Raw genomic sequence first — 16,879 nt, 5'->3', positions numbered from 1 at the left:
ACTTCGGAACCGGAAACGCATGCCATACTCCAAGGCACTCCGATTCAGACAGATGAAGCCGCACATGCACAAAGGATTGATTCGCGCCATCGGCGCCTTGTTGACTGCTCTGGCCCTCTACAGTTTGCTGGGTTTTCTGATTTTACCGGGTGTCGCGTTGCGCGTTGCCAACCAGCAACTGGCCAACTACGCCACTACACCCGCGACCATCCAGCGGATCGAATTCAATCCGTTCAGCCTTGAACTGACCCTTTGGGGCTTGAACATCGGCGAACCCGGCAAGGAGCAGGTCGGTTTCGAGCGCCTGTACGCCAATCTGCAATTCGACAGCCTGTGGACCAAGGCGGTGCACCTGTCTGATGTCGAACTGACCAAGCCCAAGACCGAAATCCTGTTCAGCAAGGACGGCAAACTCAATCTGCTCGGGCTGTTCAAACTGCCAGAGAGCGAACCCACGCCGGCCGACCCGGATGCCAAGCCGTTTCCACTGCGCATCGAGCGGATCAAACTGGCGGGCGGTGCCGTGCATTTTGAAGATGCCCGGCCCAGCGAGCCCATCGAGTTTCTCTACGACACACTCGATTTCGAACTGAAGAACCTCAGTACCCTGCCCGATGACAGCGCAGACATGACCCTGGTGGCCATCGGCCCCAATGGCGGACAGATCGACTGGACCGGCAACTTCAGCCTGATTCCGATCGCCTCCGAAGGTAAGCTGAAAATCACTGACGGCAAGATGAAAGCCTTTTGGCCCTATGTGCGCGATGCCGTGCCACTGGATCTCGAAAACGGCGTCATGAGCATCAGCACCGACTACAAACTCAACCTGGCCAAGGAAACCGAGCTGCTACTGAGCAATGTAGCGGTCAGCATCGCCCCCTTCGCGATCAAGGCTCCGGATGGCCGGCCGCTGGTAAAGCTCGAGCGCCTGGACGTCAGCGAAACCACCGTGGACCTGGCCAAGCAGCAAGTGGTGGTGGGCAAGATCCGCAGCCACAAACTGGAAACCTGGGCCGCGCTGGAATCGGACGGCCAACTCGACTGGCAGAAACTGTTCGCCAGCCAGCCGGCCAAACCCGCTGCCAAAGCCAAGGCGGATGCCGAACCGACCGGCACTCCGGCGGCGGCAGACTCACCGAAACCTGAACCGGCCGCGCCAGACAAACCCTGGCAAGTGCTGCTCAAGGATGTGCAACTGCGCAACTACAAGGTGCATCTGGCTGACCGCAAGGCACAACCCGCCGTCGCCCTGGAACTGAGTCCGCTGAACCTCGACCTGCAAAATTTCGACAGCCTCAACGGTTCCCCCTTTACCCTCAAGCTCGATACCGGTGTAGGCAAGCAAGGCAAGATCATGGCCGACGGCGAGGTCAACCTGGCCCCGGTCAGCGCCAGGCTGAAGGTACAGACCAAGGACATCGACTTGCGGGTTGCCCAGTCCTACATCACGCCGTTCATTCGCCTGGAACTGCGCAGCGGCATGCTCGGCAGCGATCTGGCGGTCGACCTGAAAAGCACCGAGCCCTTGGCCTTCGGCGTCACCGGCCGTGCCCAGGTCGATCAGTTGCATACCCTGGACACCTTGAAAACCCGCGACTTCCTCAAGTGGCAGCAGGTCGTGGTCGAAGGCCTGAACTATCAGCATGGGGACAGCCTGTCGATCGACAAGATCAACCTGTTCCAGCCCTATGCGCGTTTCATGATCAACGATGATCGCACCACCAACATCGATGACCTGCTGATTCCACAGCCAGCGGATTCCGGGGCAAAACCGGCTGCGAACAAACCGGCCAGCAACGAAAAACCGTTGGGCATCCACATTGGCGGCATTTTCATCAATGACGGTTCGGCCAACTTCGCCGACTTCAGCCTGACCCCGAACTTCGCCACCGCCATCCAGCAACTCAACGGGCAGATCGGCACCATCGACAGCCGCCGGCCGAAACCGGCCAGTGTCGACGTCAAGGGCAAGGTCGATCGCTACGCACCGGTGACCATCAAGGGCTCGGTCAATCCGTTCGACCCGATGGCCAGCCTCGACATCGCCACCAGCTTCAAACGCGTGGAACTGACCACGCTGACGCCCTACTCCGGCAAGTTCGCCGGCTACCGTATCCGCAAGGGCCGGCTCAATCTCGACCTGCACTACCAGATCACCAAGGGTCAGCTCAAAGCTGAAAACAAAGTGGTGGTCGAACAACTGCAACTGGGTGAAAAAGTCGACAGCCCGGATGCCGTGAGCCTGCCACTGAAACTGGCCATTGCCTTGCTCAAGGACGTCGACGGCAAGATCTCCATCGAACTGCCGGTCACTGGCGACCTGAACAACCCTCAGTTCAGCGTCATGCCGATTATCTGGCAGACCCTGCGCAACCTGATCGTCAAGGCCGCGGCAGCACCGTTCAAACTCATTGGCGGCTTGGTCAACGGTGGTGGTTCGGAAGACCTGGGCAGCGTTTCATTCGCAGCCGGTTCCAGCGAATTGAGCAAGGACGCCGAAGGCGCCCTCGACAAACTGTCCAAGGCGCTCAAGGAACGCCCGGCCCTGCGCCTGGAAATCGAAGGCACCGCCGCCCAGAGCAGCGATGGCCCGCTGATCGCCGAACAACGCCTGGAGCGTGAATACCAGTACAACTACTACAAAATGCTCCAGCGCCGCGGTGACAAGGTCCCGGCCCAGGCTTCGTTGCTGGAAGTGCCGGACGGAGAAAAGGGCCCGCTGCTCGAAGGTATCTACCGCACCCGCCTGAAAACCCAGCCCCCTGCCGAATGGAAGGACCTGGGCAAGGAAGAACGCACCGCGAAAATGCGTGCCGAGGTGATCAAGTTCTGGAGTGCCAGCGACGTACTGTTGCGTCAACTGGGCCAGGAACGCGCCAGCAGCATCAAGGATTATCTGGTCGACAAGGCCCAGTTGGAAGATGACCGGGTGTACTTCATCGATGCCAATCTGGGCGAGGCGCAAAGCGACGGCCGCGTGGTGACTCCGATGCATCTGGATGCCGAGTGATGCATCGGCAGCTGGCAGGCCTGGCTCTGGCGCTCTCCGTCAGTCAGGCCTGGGCGGCCGATACCCTACGCTGTGGCAGCCAGTTGATCAGCGTCGGCGATCGCTCGAGTGAGGTCGTGCAGAAATGCGGTGAGCCGGTCAGCCGCGACTTGCTGGGGTACAAGCGCAGTGCCGATAGACGCGAGGAGTTTCAGGTCGAGGAGTGGACCTACGGACCGAATGGCGGGATGTATCAATACTTGCGGTTCGAAGGTAATCGGCTGAAGCAGATCTCCAGCAAACGCGGAAATTAATTAGCCACTATCCAATGTGGTAGCGGGCTTGCTCCCACAATTGATTTTCAGCACTACACATAAAACAGGCCCCGGAAAAAAGCGCGGGGCCTGTGACGGCCACATCCTTATGGCCCTTCGCATGAACACTCAGGTTGCAACAGACGTATGACTCTACCCGTCTGTCGCGCCTTCTCCCGGTCCAGGCGAGAAGCCTGCCTTACTCGGCTTTGAGGCCGTCAGCGGAGACCGCCTTGACGCCTTTGATTTTCTTGGTGATGGCCACAGCCGCTTCTTTTTGCGAATCGGTCACGGCGGTGGTCGACGACAGCGATACCACGCCTTTGTTGGTTTCAACTTTGATGTCGCTACCTGGAATGCCTTTTTCAGTCATCAGGTCAGCCTTGACTTTGGTGGTGATCCAGGTATCGGAAGTATCTTCTTTCACTTCGGTCATTTCACCGGCAGCCAGCACCATTGGCGACTGGGTTGCCTGGGTGGTTTGAGCAAACGCGGCGTTGGCCATGGTCAGGGTCAGCGCGGTAGCAGCAGCGGCAGTGATAGCGAACTTCTTCATACGAGTAACTCCTGTTTTTCGGAAAGTCTGCCGGATGTCTTGTCGGCAGGGTTACCAAGGATATTGCGAACGCTGTGCCAACTTTGGAGAAGGAACTAAAACCTTATTAATCAATAAGTTACAAAACAAGCCAACTTTCGAAATCATGCAAAATGCACGAGAAGCACAAACACTGCATGCAAGTTGCGGGTTTATGGAAAGTTCCTAAGATGCTGAAATTTCTGAGCTTTATCTGCAACATTTGACGACGGGTCGACAAACAGGAAAATCCCCGCAAAAGCGGGGACTTGATTCAGCAATTCATGCCGCAGAACCGGAACACCCTTTAGGCAAGTAGTCCTCGGTAACGCTGCTCTTGCATGACCAGCCTTTGGCTTCGTCCCGTGTCAGGGTGACGGTTTTGCCCTGGACCACCCCCGGGGCATTGTGCAACGTACAAACGATTGATCCCGCCCCCGGCGTTGTAGCCGTCACAGACAGGGCGCAATGGTTGGTCGATGTCTTGCCAGCGGGCGCCACGTTGGCAATTGTCGGCGTTTCCCCCTGGCTGATCACATCCTCGAACGGCACCTTCATTGCAGTCAGCTCGGCCATCGCCGCCGTGACCTTGGCCCGCGCCTGGTACTTGGAATACATCGGCAGGCCCAGGGTTGCCAGGATCCCGATGATCGCTACCACGACGAGCAACTCGATCAGGGTAAAACCTTTCTGATAGTTCATGTACAAGCTCCATGCATGAGTCGAAGGCTCATGACCTGCCCCATGGCAGCACAGCCTGTGCCAAGGCCAGAAGCCCCTGTTGGCCGGGGGCGTGGTGTTCGCAAAGCCCTTACTTACTACCAAGATCAGTACTATCTGACGTTTTTTGTCACATCACCCTTGCGGGTTTGGCCCCATCCTTTGACTAGGCTATAAGAGCAATTCAATCGGAATACCCAGGACTGAACATGGCGGTCAAGGCAGCGAAAATCAGCGTGTATGCGTGGGAAGGCATCGACCGCAAAGGCACAAAAGTGACCGGCGAACTCAGCGCTCAAAACCCGGCGCTGATCAAGGCGAAACTGCGCAAGCAAGGCATCAGTCCGGGCAAGGTTCGCAAAAAAAACCATTCGGTTTTCAGCATGGGCAAGCGTATCAAGGCCCAGGACATTGCCCTGTTCACCCGGCAAATGGCGACGATGATGAAGGCCGGCGTGCCGTTGTTGCAGTCCTTCGACATCATCGGCGAGGGCTTCGACAATCCGGCCATGCGCAAGCTGGTGGACGAACTGAAACAGGAAGTTGCGGCAGGCAGCAGTTTCGCCGCCGCCCTGCGCAAGAAGCCCCGGTATTTCGATGAGCTGTATTGCAACCTGGTGGATGCCGGCGAGCAGGCCGGTGCCCTCGACACCCTTTTGGAGCGGGTCGCGACCTACAAGGAAAAAAGCGAAAGCCTCAAGGCCAGGATCAGGAAAGCCATGACCTACCCGCTGGTGGTGGTGTTCGTCGCAGCGATTGTCACCGGGATCCTGCTGGTCAATGTCGTGCCGCAGTTCGAATCGGTGTTCAAAGGCTTTGGCGCCGAACTGCCGGCCTTCACCGTGATGGTCATTGGCCTCTCGCAATTCATGCAAGCCTGGTGGTGGGTGGTCCTTGTCACGCTGATCACGATGACCTTCGGCGTACGCCACGCCCTCAGGACATCCCCGGCCTTGCGTGACCGGATGGACACCTGGCTGCTGAAACTGCCGCTGGTGGGCACCCTGATGCATAAGTCCGCCGTGGCCCGGTTCGCCCGTACTTTGTCGACCACTTTCGCTGCCGGCGTGCCGCTGGTGGAGGCTCTGGAATCAGTGGCCGGTGCGACCGGCAATAGCGTGTTCAAGCGCGCGGTATTGCGCATCCGGCAGGACATCTCGACCGGCATGCAATTGCATTTCGCCATGCGCACCTGCGGCGTCTTTCCGAACATGGCGATACAAATGACTGCAATTGGCGAAGAGTCCGGCACCCTGGACGCTATGCTCGACAAAGTCGCGGGGTTCTACGAAGACAACGTCGATAACATGGTCGATAACCTCACCAGCCTGATGGAGCCGTTCATCATGGTGGTGCTGGGTGTTATCGTCGGTGGACTGGTAGTTGCCATGTACCTGCCCATCTTCCAACTTGGCTCAGCGATCTGACATGCCCTTGAATGAAATCCTGACTCAATCTGCGCTGGCCTTTGTCCTTCTCGCAGGCATCACCGGCCTGCTGGTCGGCAGCTTCCTCAATGTCGTGATCTGGCGCCTGCCAAAAATGCTCGAACGCGACTGGCGCGAGCAGGCCCATGACATTCTCGGGCTGCCAGGCGAAACGCCGCTGCCGACCTACAACCTGTTGCTGCCCCACTCCCAGTGCCCGCACTGCGGTCACCGCATCCGCGCCTGGGAAAACATCCCGCTGCTCAGCTATGTGTTTTTGCGCGGCCGCTGCTCAGCCTGTGCGGCCGCGATCAGCCCGCGCTATCCGTTGACCGAACTGGCCTGCGGCCTGTTGTCGGCATTTGTTGCCTGGCACTTCGGCTTCGGTTGGCCCGCCTGCCTGATGCTGGTCCTTAGCTGGGGTTTGCTGGCGATGAGCCTGATCGACGCCGAACATCAGATATTGCCGGACGTGCTGGTGCTGCCGTTGATATGGCTGGGGTTGATCGTCAACAGTTTCGGCCTGTTCGTGTCGTTGCACGAGGCGCTTTGGGGGGCGATAGCCGGCTACAGCCTGCTGTGGTCGGTGTTCTGGCTGTTCAAGCTGATCACGGGCAAGGACGGCATGGGCTACGGTGATTTCAAGTTGCTGGCGATGCTGGGCGCCTGGGGTGGCTGGCAGATTTTGCCGCTGACCATCCTGCTGTCCTCGCTGGTGGGGGCCATTATCGGGCTGATGCTGCTGCGCTGGCGCAATGCTAAAACCTCGACGCCGATCCCTTTCGGTCCCTATCTGGCCATTGCCGGCTGGATTGCGTTGCTCTGGGGTGGTCAAATAACCGACCTCTATTGGCAGTTTGTCGGTTTGAAATGAATAGCCCTGTGGAAAAACCCTGGATTCTCGGCCTGACCGGCGGCATCGGCAGCGGCAAAAGTGCGGCCGCCCAACACTTCATCGATATGGGCGTGCATGTGGTCGACGCCGATCACGCCGCTCGCTGGGTCGTTGAACCCGGCCGCCCGGCACTGGCACAAATCGCCGAACACTTCGGCACCGGCGTGTTGCAGGCCGACGGGCAACTGGACCGCGCCGCGCTACGCAAATTGATCTTCGAAGTGCCAGAAGAACGCCGCTGGCTGGAGGCCCTCCTGCATCCGCTGATCGGCGAAGAAATCGCTCACCACCTGGCGCTGGCAAAATCGCCTTATGCGATTCTGGTTTCGCCGCTGCTGATCGAGTCCGGGCAATACGCCATGACCCAACGGGTACTGGTGATCGATGCCCCCGAACAATTGCAGATCGAACGTACCCTGCAACGTGACCAGACCAGCGAGCAGCAGGTCCAGGCGATCCTCAAGGCCCAGTCCAGTCGCCAGGATCGCGTGAGCCATGCCGACGACGTCGTGATCAATGACCGCGACCTTGCCTGGCTGCACAGCGAGGTCGAACGCCTGCATCATTTTTATCTTTCTTTGCGTGGAGGCCAGTCATGAGCCAACCAACAACCGTCGACTGCCCAACCTGTGGCGCCCCCGTGGAATGGACCGCCGAGAGCAAATTCCGGCCATTCTGCTCCGACCGCTGCAAACTGATCGACCTGGGTGCCTGGGCGTCCGAAGAACACAAGATTCCAGTGGCACCCGATGCCGAGGACGAAATGTTCAGCGGTGACTTCGACCCGCGCCACTGATCCATCGAGTGGGCGATTCCAGGTTTTGATGCGGATCAGGACTTGGGATCGTCGTCCTTCCAGGGAGCCGAGAGGTAGCGCGTGCGGTTGAACGTCTCAAGCCACTCCGGACAAAACACGACCAGCGCACTGACGATCATGCCGTTGATAAACGCTTCGGGAAAAATGATCAACCATAGATATCCGACAAAATCTTCCAGCCAGTACGGCATGGCAAAACGCTCGTCGAACCATAACAACCAAAGCGCCAGCAGCAGACACAGCAACGCCGACAGCGCTGCGGCAAAAAATCCGGAAACGAAGATATACACGAAGGGATTTCGTGGCTGCGCCCTCTCCACCAGAATGGCGCAGCACTCGGTGACCAGCACCGGCAACGCAATCAACAGCGCGCCGTTGACCCCGACCGCCGCCAGGTCCTGTCGGCCGAGCAACACCAGCCCCGTTTGCGCCACCAGGCCACCTACCAGCGCCAGCGGCCAGTCCAGCAGTAGCGTCACTGCGGTCATGCCGATGAAGTGGTAAGACACGCCGGTATCAAAGTCGCGCCGCACCAGCCACAACAGAAACAGCGCAAACACCGTTCCAAAGAGCAGATGCTGACGACGGCTGTCGGTGAACAGTTCAACCCACGGCGCGCGACAGATCGCCCAGATCAACACCGGCACATAGATCAGCCAGCCGACCGCAAGGGTTTGCGATGACAGCAACTCTGCACCGATCATGGCTACGTGCGCCTCCCAGGCGAAGAACAACAGGCACTCAGTCTACACCGCCGCCCGCATGCCCTTCGACTTCAAGCCCAATGCCGCGGATCGTTCATCACCGCGTCATGTTCGGCGAACAGCTTCGGTAGCTCAGACTTGAGAAAGTCCACCCAGGTGCGGACCTTGGCATCGAGAAAGCGTCGCGAAGGATACAGCGCATACACATTGCGTTCGCGCAGACGCCATGCAGGTAACACACGCAGCAAAGTACCGTCGCTCAAGGGCCGCGTCGCGGTGTAGAACGGCAGCAGGCTGATGCCCATGCCCGCCTCCGAAGCCTTGACCATCGACTCGGCAACATTGCACTGAAAGGTCTTGGCCGGGCTGACGGCGTGCTCGCCGTCCTGGTCCTGGAAAAGCCATTGATCGCCGTACAGCGGGTCGAGCATGCGCAGGCATTGATGATCGCTCAGCGCCAGCGGCTGCTGCGGCACACCCCGGCGTCGCAGATAGGCCGGGGAGGCACAGGGCACGCTGTAAATCTGCCCGATGGCTTGCGCAACCATTTGCGAATCGGCAAGTTCCGGAGCGATCGAAATCACCACATCGTGCCCCTCCTCCAGCGGATCGGGATTGCGCTGCGACAAGGTCAGCTCGAACACTACATCGGGATAAAGCTCGCTGTAGCAGGCGATCAACGGCGTGAGCAGCACACCCAGGCCGTTCATGCTGTGCACCCGCAGGCGTCCGGCCGGATTGATATGAGCGCCATGGGCCTCGGCCGTCGCCTCATCCATGGCTTCGACGATTTGCCGGCTGCGCAGCAGGAAGCGCTCGCCGGCATCGGTCAGGCTCAAGCGCCGCGTGGTGCGTTGCAGCAGTCGCGCCTGAACATGCTCCTCCAGATCCGCCACCAATCGGGATACCTGCGCGGTCGACAGATCCAGCGCATCGGCAGCCCCGGTGAAACTGGCGCAGTCCACCACCCGGATGAATACGCGCAAGTTGTTAAGCACATCCATAAGCCCCCCTCGGGCGATGACTGTTACGTTTTATGTAAGGCTGCATCCGCCGTTCGCCCCTTTATCCGTCGGTGGCAAAGACTAAAATTCAGACATCAAAACCGACACGGAGCACGCCAACATGAAAACGTTGATCAGCCTGTTGCTGACCGTCATCGCCACCTCGGCCATGGCCGCTGACAACGAGCCCCTCGCAGTCCTGTACAACCCGGCGCAGCCACTGGACATCGCCAGCGTGGTTTCTGTGTCGAACACCGCGACAGCGTGCGGGGTCGTACCGGCGACCATGGTGTATGTCGATCATCAAGGCCAGACCCACCGTGTGACCTACAACGTCATGGGTGATTGCACCAGCAACCTGTGATCACCGGGCTCACAGCAAGGTCCACGTGTAGCTGAGGATCAAGCGGTTCTCGTCGATATCACTGCGGTAGTTGGAGCGCGCCATCGCGTTGCGCACACGGATGCCAAGGCCTTTGAGGCTACCGCTCTGCAACACATAGCCGATGTCGAGGTCACGCTCGCGATCCTTGCCTTCATAGCCCTTGCCGGTATCGACATTGTTGCCGCTGATGTAGCGCACGGTGCTGGTCAGCCCCGGTACGCCGAGCGCCGCGAAGTCGTAGTCGTAACGCGCCTGCCAGGAACGCTCATCGGTGAAGGCGAACTCGTAGGTCGGCACCTCGTTGCCCAGTGGCGAGATGTTGGCAAATACCCGTGGAAATGCACTGTCGCCGAACATGCCCTGATAGCCGACGTAAAACGTATGACCGCCACGCTTGGCCGACAGCAACGAGAAGAACGCCTGGTTGTCGATGTTACCCAGCAGTTTTTTGCCGTCCTCGCGCGAATCGTAGTAACCGAGGTTGGCGCCGAGGATCCAGTCGCCCACTGGCTCACTGTGCTTTAAACCCAGAAACCGCTGGTTGTAGATATCTTCCAGTTGCCCGTACCAGGCGCTGACCGAGCTGCGCTTGTCATTGAAGGCATAATCAGCGCCGGCAAAATTGAAACCGTCACTGCTGACCTGACGCTGCGGCACGTGACCCAGCATTGCCTGCATCTTTTCGTCGCCAGCCTCGTTGCGCAGGCTGGTTGAACTCAAGTGACCACCCTGCACAGTCAGGCCATTGATCTCGTTGGAGGTGATGCTTGCGCCCTGATAACTGGGTGGCAGCAGGCGAATATCGCTGAATGCCAACACCGGCAGGTTGGGTTGCAACTCACCGACTTTCAGCTCGGTTTTGGAGTAGCGCATCTTTAACGCGCCTTCCAGACGGCTGTAGTTGTCTGCCGCGCGGCCGTCGTCCTGCACCGGCAACAAACCGGTATTGGTCCGGTCCGGAGCGCTGTCGAGCTTGAGACCGAGCAAGCCGATAACGTCCACCCCAAACCCGACGGTGCCCTGGGTGTATCCGGACTTCACGTTGAGGATGAAACCCTGGGCCCACTCTTCAGCCTTCGATTGCTGGTTGGCGCCGACGATGTCGGAATAGTCGCGACTGAAGTAGTAATTGCGCGCCTGCAACGTCGCGCTGGTGTCTTCGATAAAGCCGGTTTCAGCTGCCATCGCCCCTGTGGAAAAACCCGAGACGACAGCCAGGGACAACGCAGAACCGGTTGTTGGGAGAATCTGTTTCATCGTTTTTCTCTTATTGTTATTGATCGACTGATTGAAGGACTTCAGTTGCAGTGGATTTGCGACGGGGAGCGGGACGACGGGCGCTCAACAGCACATGGGTGACCATGCCGAAAATCAGCCCCCAAAACGCCGCGGACAAACCGAACAACGACATGCCCGAAGCCGTGACCAGAAAGGTCACCAGCGCGGCTTCGCGATCGCTCGGTACCGCCATCGCGCCGGTCAACGCGCCGGCAATGGCGGCGAACAAGGCCAGCCCGGCCAGCGCCGCGATCAACTCTTTGGGGAACGCTGAAAACAGCGAGACCAGCGTGGCGCCGAAGATCCCCAGCAGCAGGTAGCACAGGCCGCCGACGACCCCGGCCACGTAGCGTTTGCGAGGATCTTCGTGAGCTTCGCGACCGGTGCAGATCGCCGCGGTGATCGCCGCCAGATTCAGCCCATGGCAACCAAACGGCGCCAGCAATGCGGTGCCCAGCGCGCTACTGGCGATGATCGGGCTCGCTGGCGTCGGATAGCCACTGGCGCGCAGCACCGCCATGCCGGGCACGAACTGACCGGTCAGCGCCACCATCACCAGCGGCAAGGCAATGTTCAGGATCGCGCCCAGACTGAACTCGGGCGTGATCCACACCGGCGTGGCCAGGCCGATCACCAGCGCTTCACGATGTAAATCACCGGTGAACGCGGCAATCGAACAGCCCATCAGCAGCACCATCATCACCGCATAACGCGGCATCACACGCTTGCAGATCAGGTAGCAGGCAAACATCGCCAGGACCAGCAACGGCTTGCGCTGCATCGACACGAACAAGCCAGTGCCGAAACTGAACAGGATCCCCGCCAGCATCGCCGCCGCGATGGCGGCGGGCAGCTTGCTGATGATCCGGTCGAAAGCGCCCGAGATGCCAACCACGAAAATGATCAGGCTGCTGACCAGATACGCCCCCACGGCCTCTGCCATGGAGATGTCCGGCAACAGCGTCACCAGCAACGCCGAGCCCGGCGCCGACCAGGCGATGATCACCGGAACGCGGAAGCGCAGGCTCAAGCCGATGCCGAGCACGGCGCTGCCGATGGAGATCGCCCAGATCCAGGACGACAACACTTCCCGCGAAAGATGTGCCGCTTCTGCCGCCTGAAAGATGATCACCAACGGGCCGGCGTAGGAAATCACCGTGGCAATGAATCCAGCCACGGCGGCTGACAACGAGAAGTCCTGGAAAAACGCTTTCATGATTCAGGCACCGGTCGCTGACAACGCTGGGTTGACGCCAGCGGCGCTACGTCGGCTGCTGATGGCGAACACGGTCATGGCCAGGGTCGCCACCGCACCGGGCAAGGCAAACGCCATGAAGTTCAGTTGCAGGGGCAAGCTGATCCCGAGCAAGGCACCACCCAGCAGCGGACCGACGATGGCCCCGTTGCGCCCAATGCCCGACGCCCAGCCCAGACCGGTAGACCGAATCGTCATGGAGTAAAACTGCGCGGCACAGGCGTACAAAAGAATCTGCGAGCCAATGGTGGTGGCACCCGCAATGGCGATCAGCAAGTACAACACCGGCATCGGGCTGTTGAAGCCCAACAGCGTGATCGACACCGCCGCCATGGCGAAAAACACCGCCAGCACTCTCGGCAGATTGAGTTTGTCGCCCAGCACCCCGCCACCGACCGCGCCGAAGATCGCCCCGAAGTTCAACACCAGCAGGAACGACAGGCTCGAACCCAGGCTGTAACCGGCGTTGGCCATCAGTTTCGGCAGCCAGGAACTCAGCGCGTACACCATCAACAGGCAGCAGAAAAACGCCAGCCACAGCATCAGCGTGCGCAGCGCACGGCCTTCACGGAACAACTGCAACACTGGGGTGCCCGTGCCTTTCACTTCGGCCATGTGCAATTGATCAGAGGTTTGCGCGACGTAGGCCGGATCGATGCGCTGAAGAATATTGCACGCCTCTTCATTGCGCCCCTGACGCAACATGAAGCCCACCGATTCGGGCAGGAAATACATGATCAGCGGCAACAACAGCAACGGCAGGACCGCCACGTAAAACACCGACTGCCAGCCGAAACTCGGGATCAGCACAATGCCCAGTCCGGCGGACAGCATGCCGCCCACCGAGTAACCGCTGAACATGATCGCGACCAGAGTGCTGCGGATTTTTTTCGGCGCGTACTCGTTCATCAGTGCCACGACGTTAGGCATCACGCCGCCAATGCCGAGCCCGGCAATGAAGCGACAGAGGCCGAACTCGGTGGGGTTTCGGGCGAAACCATTGAGCACGGTGAAGCCACTGAAGAGCATCACGCAGATCGTGATGGCTTTTTTGCGACCGATCCTGTCCGACAGCGGACCGAAGAACAGCGCACCGAACATCATGCCGAACAGTGCATAGCTGCCCAGTGCACCGGCTTGCAGAGGACTGAGCCCCCACTCTTTCATCAGCATCGGCAAGACCACGCCGTAGATCACCAGATCGTAACCGTCGAAGATGATGATCAGGGCACACCAGAACAGCACCATCCAGTGAAAGCGGTTGAAACGAGCGTTGTCGATAACCTCATGTACGTCGATCTTGCGCATGGCATATATCTCTTGTTGTTGTTTTTTTAGAGCGGCGGTAACACGGCTTACGTCCGTACAGCCGAGGGTAGAGCCGCCCGATACGTGGCAATATCCAGTGCGCGCAGATCACTATCCATTTTGTGCAGGGCCCTGAAACGGGCATGGGAGCGGGAGGCATTGACCCTCTCCGACAAATTGTCTTCTTTGCGATCACATTTGAACGCTAAGCTTGGGCCTATGGATGACTCAGATTACTTACGCCTGCTGACCATCGCGGCCGAGCAAGCCAACGCGTTCCTGTCCAATGCCCGCAAGTGGGAGCGTGAGCGTTGGGTCTGCCAGCGCCTGCTGCAAGGCTTGAACATTCCCTATCGCGCCGATGAGTTCGCCCCCGCCGGGGAGCCGCCGGATGTGTTGTTTCGCGATGCCAGTTTCGAGGTGTTCTTCGTGCTCGACGAGGGCCGGCGCCTCAACGATGAATGGCGCGACGAATTGCAACGCCGACGCAGCGCGTTTTCCCTGAGCCAACTGGTGCGCCGCGAGGCCAAGCCACGACGCATCCCCGCCAACGAGTTCTTGCTGCGATTGGCGCCGACCTTGCGCAAAAAAGCGCACAACTACAAAGAGCGCGGCATGGATCTGGGTGAGCTGGACATCATTGCCTTCGCCAGCCTCAAACGCGAAGTACTGGACCTCAACAGCCATTTCCCGCCGCCGACCGAATACCTGCGCCAGGGCTGGCGCTCGCTGTCATTGGTTGGGCCGACATTCGCCCGCGTGCTGTTCGCTCACCCGGATGCGCCGGACTTCTTGCGCAGCAACCTGGGGCGCAGCATTGTGTTCGACGTCGGGATCAGTCTGTGAGCCCGCTGCAGGAGCTGATCGCCGAGGTGCCACAACAGGGTCGTGTACGCTGGATCGGCGTGCGCCCGCAATCACGTTCGGCGATGCTTGCACTCGATGCCGTGGAAGCGCGCCTGGAGGCCGGCCTGACCGGCGACCACGCCCGCCCCGGCGTGCGCAATGCGCGGCAGGTAACGCTGATTCAGTGGGAGCACCTGGCGGTGATCAGTTCACTGATGGGGCGAGCACAGGATCATCCGGTCCGGCCTGAAGATCTGCGGCGCAATCTCGTTATCAGTGGCATCAATCTGTTCAGCCTCAAGGGCCGCCGCTTCCGGATCGGCCAGGCAACGTTCGAAACCACCGGCTGGTGCCAGCCCTGCGCGCGTCTGGAAAGCAACCTGGGCATCGGCACCTTTCAGGCCGTGCGCGGACATGGCGGAATCACTGCCCGGGTGTTACAAAGTGGCATCATTCGCCTGGACGACATCGTTAGCGTCGAACCCATTGCGGACAGCGGCTATGCTGCGTTCAACCCTGGGTAAAAACACTGTAGCTTCTACACATTCAGCAACGTCTACTCCTGACGAGGCCCGATATGACCAGCCGCCTGAACCCCGACGACCAAAAGCATGTCGAAGAGTACCTGCAGTTGTCCCAGCACCAAGTCGAGCGCCGGCCTTTCCGGCCGTGGATGCTCCTTGTACTGGTATTGGCAGTGACCATTGGTCTGGGCCTGTTGAGCCGACTTATCAGTTACCTGACGCTATGAGCTGCCTTGCGCTCGCTCGGGTAATTGCACCGATTTCCTTTAGCCTTGCGAGTTATCCCCATGTCCCATCGTATTGTCATTGTCGGCGGCGGCGCCGGCGGTCTGGAGTTGGCTACCCGTCTGGGTAAGACTCTGGGCAAGCGCGGTACGGCCAGCGTGATGCTGGTCGACGCGAACCTGACCCACATCTGGAAACCCTTGTTGCACGAAGTGGCGGCCGGTTCCCTGAACTCTTCCGAAGACGAACTCAATTATGTCGCCCAGGCCAAATGGAACCACTTCGAGTTCCAGCTGGGCCGCATGAGCGGGCTCGATCGCGCGAAGAAGAAAATCCAGCTGGCCGCCACCTACGACGAAGCCGGTCTGGAGCTGGTGCCGGCCCGCGAAGTGCCTTACGACTCGCTGGTGATTTCCGTCGGCAGTACCACCAACGATTTCGGCACCCAGGGCGCGGCGCAACACTGCCTGTTCCTAGACACCCGTAAACAGGCCGAGCGTTTCCACCAGCAACTGCTCAATCACTATTTGCGCGCGCACGCCGGTCAGACCGACACGATCGAGCAAATCAGCGTGGCCATCGTCGGCGCCGGTGCCACCGGGGTCGAACTGGCCGCAGAACTGCACAACGCCGCCCACGAATTGGCAGCCTATGGTCTGGACCGGATCAAACCGGAAAACATGCACATCACCCTGATCGAAGCCGGTCCACGGGTGCTGCCGGCGCTGCCGGAGCGCATTGGCGGGCCTGTGCATAAAACCCTGGAGAAACTCGGGGTCAACGTCATGACCAATGCCGCTGTCAGCGAAGTGACGGCCGACAGCCTGATCACCGCCGACGGCAACGAAATCAAGGCCAGCCTGAAAGTCTGGGCCGCGGGGATTCGCGCACCGGGTTTCCTCAAGGACATCGATGGCCTGGAAACCAACCGCATCAATCAGCTGCAAGTGCTGCCGACCCTGCAAACCACCCGTGACGAAAACATCTTCGCGTTCGGTGATTGCGCCGCCTGCCCGCAACCGGGTAGCGACCGCAATGTGCCGCCACGCGCCCAGGCCGCTCACCAACAGGCTTCGCTGCTGGCCAAATCGTTGAAACTGCGCATCGAAGGCAAGGCGTTGCCGGAGTACAAGTACACCGACTACGGCTCGCTGATCTCGCTGTCGCGTTTTTCGGCTGTGGGTAACTTGATGGGCAACCTCACCGGCAGCGTGATGCTCGAAGGCTGGCTGGCGCGGATGTTCTACGTGTCGCTGTACCGCATGCACCAGATGGCGCTGTACGGGCCGTTCCGCACGGCGATGCTAATGCTGGGCAGCAAGATCGGTCGCGGCACCGAGCCGCGCCTCAAGTTGCACTAACACCTCAACCACTGTGGGAGCGAGCTTGCTCGCGATAGCGGTCTGACATTCAACACATGTACTGAATGCCAGACCGCTATCGCGAGCAAGCTCGTTCCCACACTGATTTTGCGGCGTTCTTGAGTTTCCTGCGGACAAAAAAAATCCCCGTATCTTTCGATACGAGGATTTTTAATATGGTCGGGGTAAGGGGATTCGAACTCCTGACATCCTGCTCCCAAAGCAGGCGCGCTACCGGACTGCGCTATACCCC

The 16,879-nt window shown here is 59.6% G+C and carries 18 protein-coding genes; 11 read left to right on the top strand and 7 right to left on the bottom strand.

Translation table 11 applies throughout. The annotated features are described in order from the left end of the window. The first annotated feature begins 19 nt into the window (after positions 1-19). Both AC1RS8_RS27395 and AC1RS8_RS27390 read left to right on the top strand, forming a co-directional pair. Entirely contained in the window at positions 20-3,010 is a 2,991-nt protein-coding gene (locus AC1RS8_RS27395; protein WP_489339237.1) for a DUF748 domain-containing protein, read from the top strand. After that, the gene (locus AC1RS8_RS27390) at positions 3,010-3,303 is read left to right on the top strand and encodes a DUF2845 domain-containing protein (RefSeq protein WP_407516372.1); all 294 of its coding nucleotides are present in this window, start codon (positions 3,010-3,012) and stop codon (positions 3,301-3,303) included. The genes AC1RS8_RS27395 and AC1RS8_RS27390 overlap by 1 nt, the downstream gene beginning before the upstream one ends. 199 nt (positions 3,304-3,502) lie before the next feature. Here the strand turns inward: AC1RS8_RS27390 and AC1RS8_RS27385 are convergent, their stop codons facing one another. Continuing rightward, positions 3,503-3,859 carry a BON domain-containing protein gene (locus tag AC1RS8_RS27385; protein ID WP_057713265.1) on the bottom strand — a complete coding sequence of 119 codons (357 nt, stop codon included), beginning with the start codon at positions 3,857-3,859 and terminating at the stop codon, positions 3,503-3,505. Between the two features lie 300 nt (positions 3,860-4,159). Continuing rightward, positions 4,160-4,579, bottom strand: coding sequence for a pilin (locus tag AC1RS8_RS27380; protein ID WP_057713264.1), 420 nt, complete (start codon positions 4,577-4,579; stop codon positions 4,160-4,162). Positions 4,580-4,806: 227 nt separating this feature from the next. On the opposite strand from AC1RS8_RS27380, the gene AC1RS8_RS27375 reads away from it, so the two are divergent. From AC1RS8_RS27375 to yacG, 4 genes are read left to right on the top strand one after another with little or no spacing between them, the layout of a single operon-like run. Beyond that, positions 4,807-6,024: a type II secretion system F family protein gene (locus AC1RS8_RS27375; protein ID WP_154862184.1), complete on the top strand. Its 1,218-nt coding sequence runs from the start codon at positions 4,807-4,809 to the stop codon at positions 6,022-6,024. Between the two features lies 1 nt (position 6,025). After that, entirely contained in the window at positions 6,026-6,898 is an 873-nt protein-coding gene (locus AC1RS8_RS27370) for a prepilin peptidase (RefSeq protein WP_102672244.1), read from the top strand. Beyond that, positions 6,895-7,518: a dephospho-CoA kinase gene (gene coaE / locus AC1RS8_RS27365; protein WP_489339239.1), complete on the top strand. Its 624-nt coding sequence runs from the start codon at positions 6,895-6,897 to the stop codon at positions 7,516-7,518. Before AC1RS8_RS27370 ends, coaE begins: the two co-directional genes overlap by 4 nt. Then, positions 7,515-7,715, top strand: coding sequence for a DNA gyrase inhibitor YacG (yacG, locus tag AC1RS8_RS27360; protein ID WP_102672246.1), 201 nt, complete (start codon positions 7,515-7,517; stop codon positions 7,713-7,715). The genes coaE and yacG overlap by 4 nt, the downstream gene beginning before the upstream one ends. A gap of 35 nt (positions 7,716-7,750) precedes the next feature. Here yacG and AC1RS8_RS27355 read toward each other — a convergent pair whose 3' ends face one another. Together AC1RS8_RS27355 and AC1RS8_RS27350 are read right to left on the bottom strand one after the other, a co-directional pair. After that, positions 7,751-8,440, bottom strand: a complete 690-nt coding sequence (locus AC1RS8_RS27355) for an energy-coupling factor ABC transporter permease (protein WP_007990394.1) — start codon at positions 8,438-8,440, stop codon at positions 7,751-7,753. A gap of 71 nt (positions 8,441-8,511) precedes the next feature. Beyond that, a complete protein-coding gene (locus AC1RS8_RS27350; RefSeq protein ID WP_489339240.1) occupies positions 8,512-9,444 on the bottom strand; it encodes a LysR family transcriptional regulator in 933 nt (310 codons plus the stop codon). A 121-nt stretch (positions 9,445-9,565) separates the two neighbouring features. Between AC1RS8_RS27350 and AC1RS8_RS27345 the strand changes: the two genes are divergently transcribed. After that, a complete protein-coding gene (locus tag AC1RS8_RS27345) occupies positions 9,566-9,808 on the top strand; it encodes a DUF2790 domain-containing protein (protein WP_223500404.1) in 243 nt (80 codons plus the stop codon). A 9-nt stretch (positions 9,809-9,817) separates the two neighbouring features. On the opposite strand, the gene AC1RS8_RS27340 is transcribed toward AC1RS8_RS27345, so the two are convergent. Genes AC1RS8_RS27340 through AC1RS8_RS27330 form a run of 3 tightly spaced genes read right to left on the bottom strand, consistent with a single transcriptional unit; the run spans position 9,818 to position 13,670 of the window. Continuing rightward, positions 9,818-11,086, bottom strand: a complete 1,269-nt coding sequence (locus AC1RS8_RS27340; protein ID WP_489339241.1) for an OprD family porin — start codon at positions 11,084-11,086, stop codon at positions 9,818-9,820. Positions 11,087-11,102: 16 nt separating this feature from the next. Beyond that, the gene (locus tag AC1RS8_RS27335) at positions 11,103-12,323 is read right to left on the bottom strand and encodes a benzoate/H(+) symporter BenE family transporter (RefSeq protein ID WP_489339242.1); all 1,221 of its coding nucleotides are present in this window, start codon (positions 12,321-12,323) and stop codon (positions 11,103-11,105) included. A 3-nt stretch (positions 12,324-12,326) separates the two neighbouring features. Then, positions 12,327-13,670, bottom strand: coding sequence for an aromatic acid/H+ symport family MFS transporter (locus AC1RS8_RS27330; RefSeq protein ID WP_489339243.1), 1,344 nt, complete (start codon positions 13,668-13,670; stop codon positions 12,327-12,329). Positions 13,671-13,889: 219 nt separating this feature from the next. Here AC1RS8_RS27330 and AC1RS8_RS27325 point away from each other — a divergent pair, with 219 nt between their 5' ends. The 4 genes from AC1RS8_RS27325 to AC1RS8_RS27310 are packed head-to-tail and all read left to right on the top strand — an operon-like array spanning position 13,890 to position 16,626. Then, positions 13,890-14,516: a DUF1780 domain-containing protein gene (locus AC1RS8_RS27325; RefSeq protein WP_007970534.1), complete on the top strand. Its 627-nt coding sequence runs from the start codon at positions 13,890-13,892 to the stop codon at positions 14,514-14,516. Then, positions 14,513-15,040 carry an MOSC domain-containing protein gene (locus AC1RS8_RS27320; RefSeq protein WP_090451463.1) on the top strand — a complete coding sequence of 176 codons (528 nt, stop codon included), beginning with the start codon at positions 14,513-14,515 and terminating at the stop codon, positions 15,038-15,040. Before AC1RS8_RS27325 ends, AC1RS8_RS27320 begins: the two co-directional genes overlap by 4 nt. 53 nt (positions 15,041-15,093) lie before the next feature. Then, positions 15,094-15,267: a DUF3094 domain-containing protein gene (locus AC1RS8_RS27315; RefSeq protein ID WP_007970531.1), complete on the top strand. Its 174-nt coding sequence runs from the start codon at positions 15,094-15,096 to the stop codon at positions 15,265-15,267. Between the two features lie 60 nt (positions 15,268-15,327). Further along, the gene (locus AC1RS8_RS27310; protein WP_090451465.1) at positions 15,328-16,626 is read left to right on the top strand and encodes an NAD(P)/FAD-dependent oxidoreductase; all 1,299 of its coding nucleotides are present in this window, start codon (positions 15,328-15,330) and stop codon (positions 16,624-16,626) included. Positions 16,627-16,879: the final 253 nt, after the last annotated feature.

The sequence above is a fragment of the Pseudomonas sp. GW821-FHT12A04 genome, from assembly GCF_058807755.1.
Note: the sequence above shows the minus strand (reverse complement) of the source record. Positions and strands in the feature narration are given on the sequence as shown.

Bases quoted from the DNA above. Each gene is read 5' to 3' on its own strand.
- AC1RS8_RS27395 (WP_489339237.1), top strand. From the start codon at position 20: ATGCCATACTCCAAGGCACTCCGATTCAGACAGATGAAGCCGCACATG.
- AC1RS8_RS27390 (WP_407516372.1), top strand. From the start codon at position 3,010: ATGCATCGGCAGCTGGCAGGCCTGGCTCTGGCGCTCTCCGTCAGTCAG.
- AC1RS8_RS27385 (WP_057713265.1), bottom strand. From the start codon at position 3,859: ATGAAGAAGTTCGCTATCACTGCCGCTGCTGCTACCGCGCTGACCCTG.
- AC1RS8_RS27380 (WP_057713264.1), bottom strand. From the start codon at position 4,579: ATGAACTATCAGAAAGGTTTTACCCTGATCGAGTTGCTCGTCGTGGTA.
- AC1RS8_RS27375 (WP_154862184.1), top strand. From the start codon at position 4,807: ATGGCGGTCAAGGCAGCGAAAATCAGCGTGTATGCGTGGGAAGGCATC.
- AC1RS8_RS27370 (WP_102672244.1), top strand. From the start codon at position 6,026: ATGCCCTTGAATGAAATCCTGACTCAATCTGCGCTGGCCTTTGTCCTT.
- coaE (WP_489339239.1), top strand. From the start codon at position 6,895: ATGAATAGCCCTGTGGAAAAACCCTGGATTCTCGGCCTGACCGGCGGC.
- yacG (WP_102672246.1), top strand. From the start codon at position 7,515: ATGAGCCAACCAACAACCGTCGACTGCCCAACCTGTGGCGCCCCCGTG.
- AC1RS8_RS27355 (WP_007990394.1), bottom strand. From the start codon at position 8,440: ATGATCGGTGCAGAGTTGCTGTCATCGCAAACCCTTGCGGTCGGCTGG.
- AC1RS8_RS27350 (WP_489339240.1), bottom strand. From the start codon at position 9,444: ATGGATGTGCTTAACAACTTGCGCGTATTCATCCGGGTGGTGGACTGC.
- AC1RS8_RS27345 (WP_223500404.1), top strand. From the start codon at position 9,566: ATGAAAACGTTGATCAGCCTGTTGCTGACCGTCATCGCCACCTCGGCC.
- AC1RS8_RS27340 (WP_489339241.1), bottom strand. From the start codon at position 11,086: ATGAAACAGATTCTCCCAACAACCGGTTCTGCGTTGTCCCTGGCTGTC.
- AC1RS8_RS27335 (WP_489339242.1), bottom strand. From the start codon at position 12,323: ATGAAAGCGTTTTTCCAGGACTTCTCGTTGTCAGCCGCCGTGGCTGGA.
- AC1RS8_RS27330 (WP_489339243.1), bottom strand. From the start codon at position 13,670: ATGCGCAAGATCGACGTACATGAGGTTATCGACAACGCTCGTTTCAAC.
- AC1RS8_RS27325 (WP_007970534.1), top strand. From the start codon at position 13,890: ATGGATGACTCAGATTACTTACGCCTGCTGACCATCGCGGCCGAGCAA.
- AC1RS8_RS27315 (WP_007970531.1), top strand. From the start codon at position 15,094: ATGACCAGCCGCCTGAACCCCGACGACCAAAAGCATGTCGAAGAGTAC.
- AC1RS8_RS27310 (WP_090451465.1), top strand. From the start codon at position 15,328: ATGTCCCATCGTATTGTCATTGTCGGCGGCGGCGCCGGCGGTCTGGAG.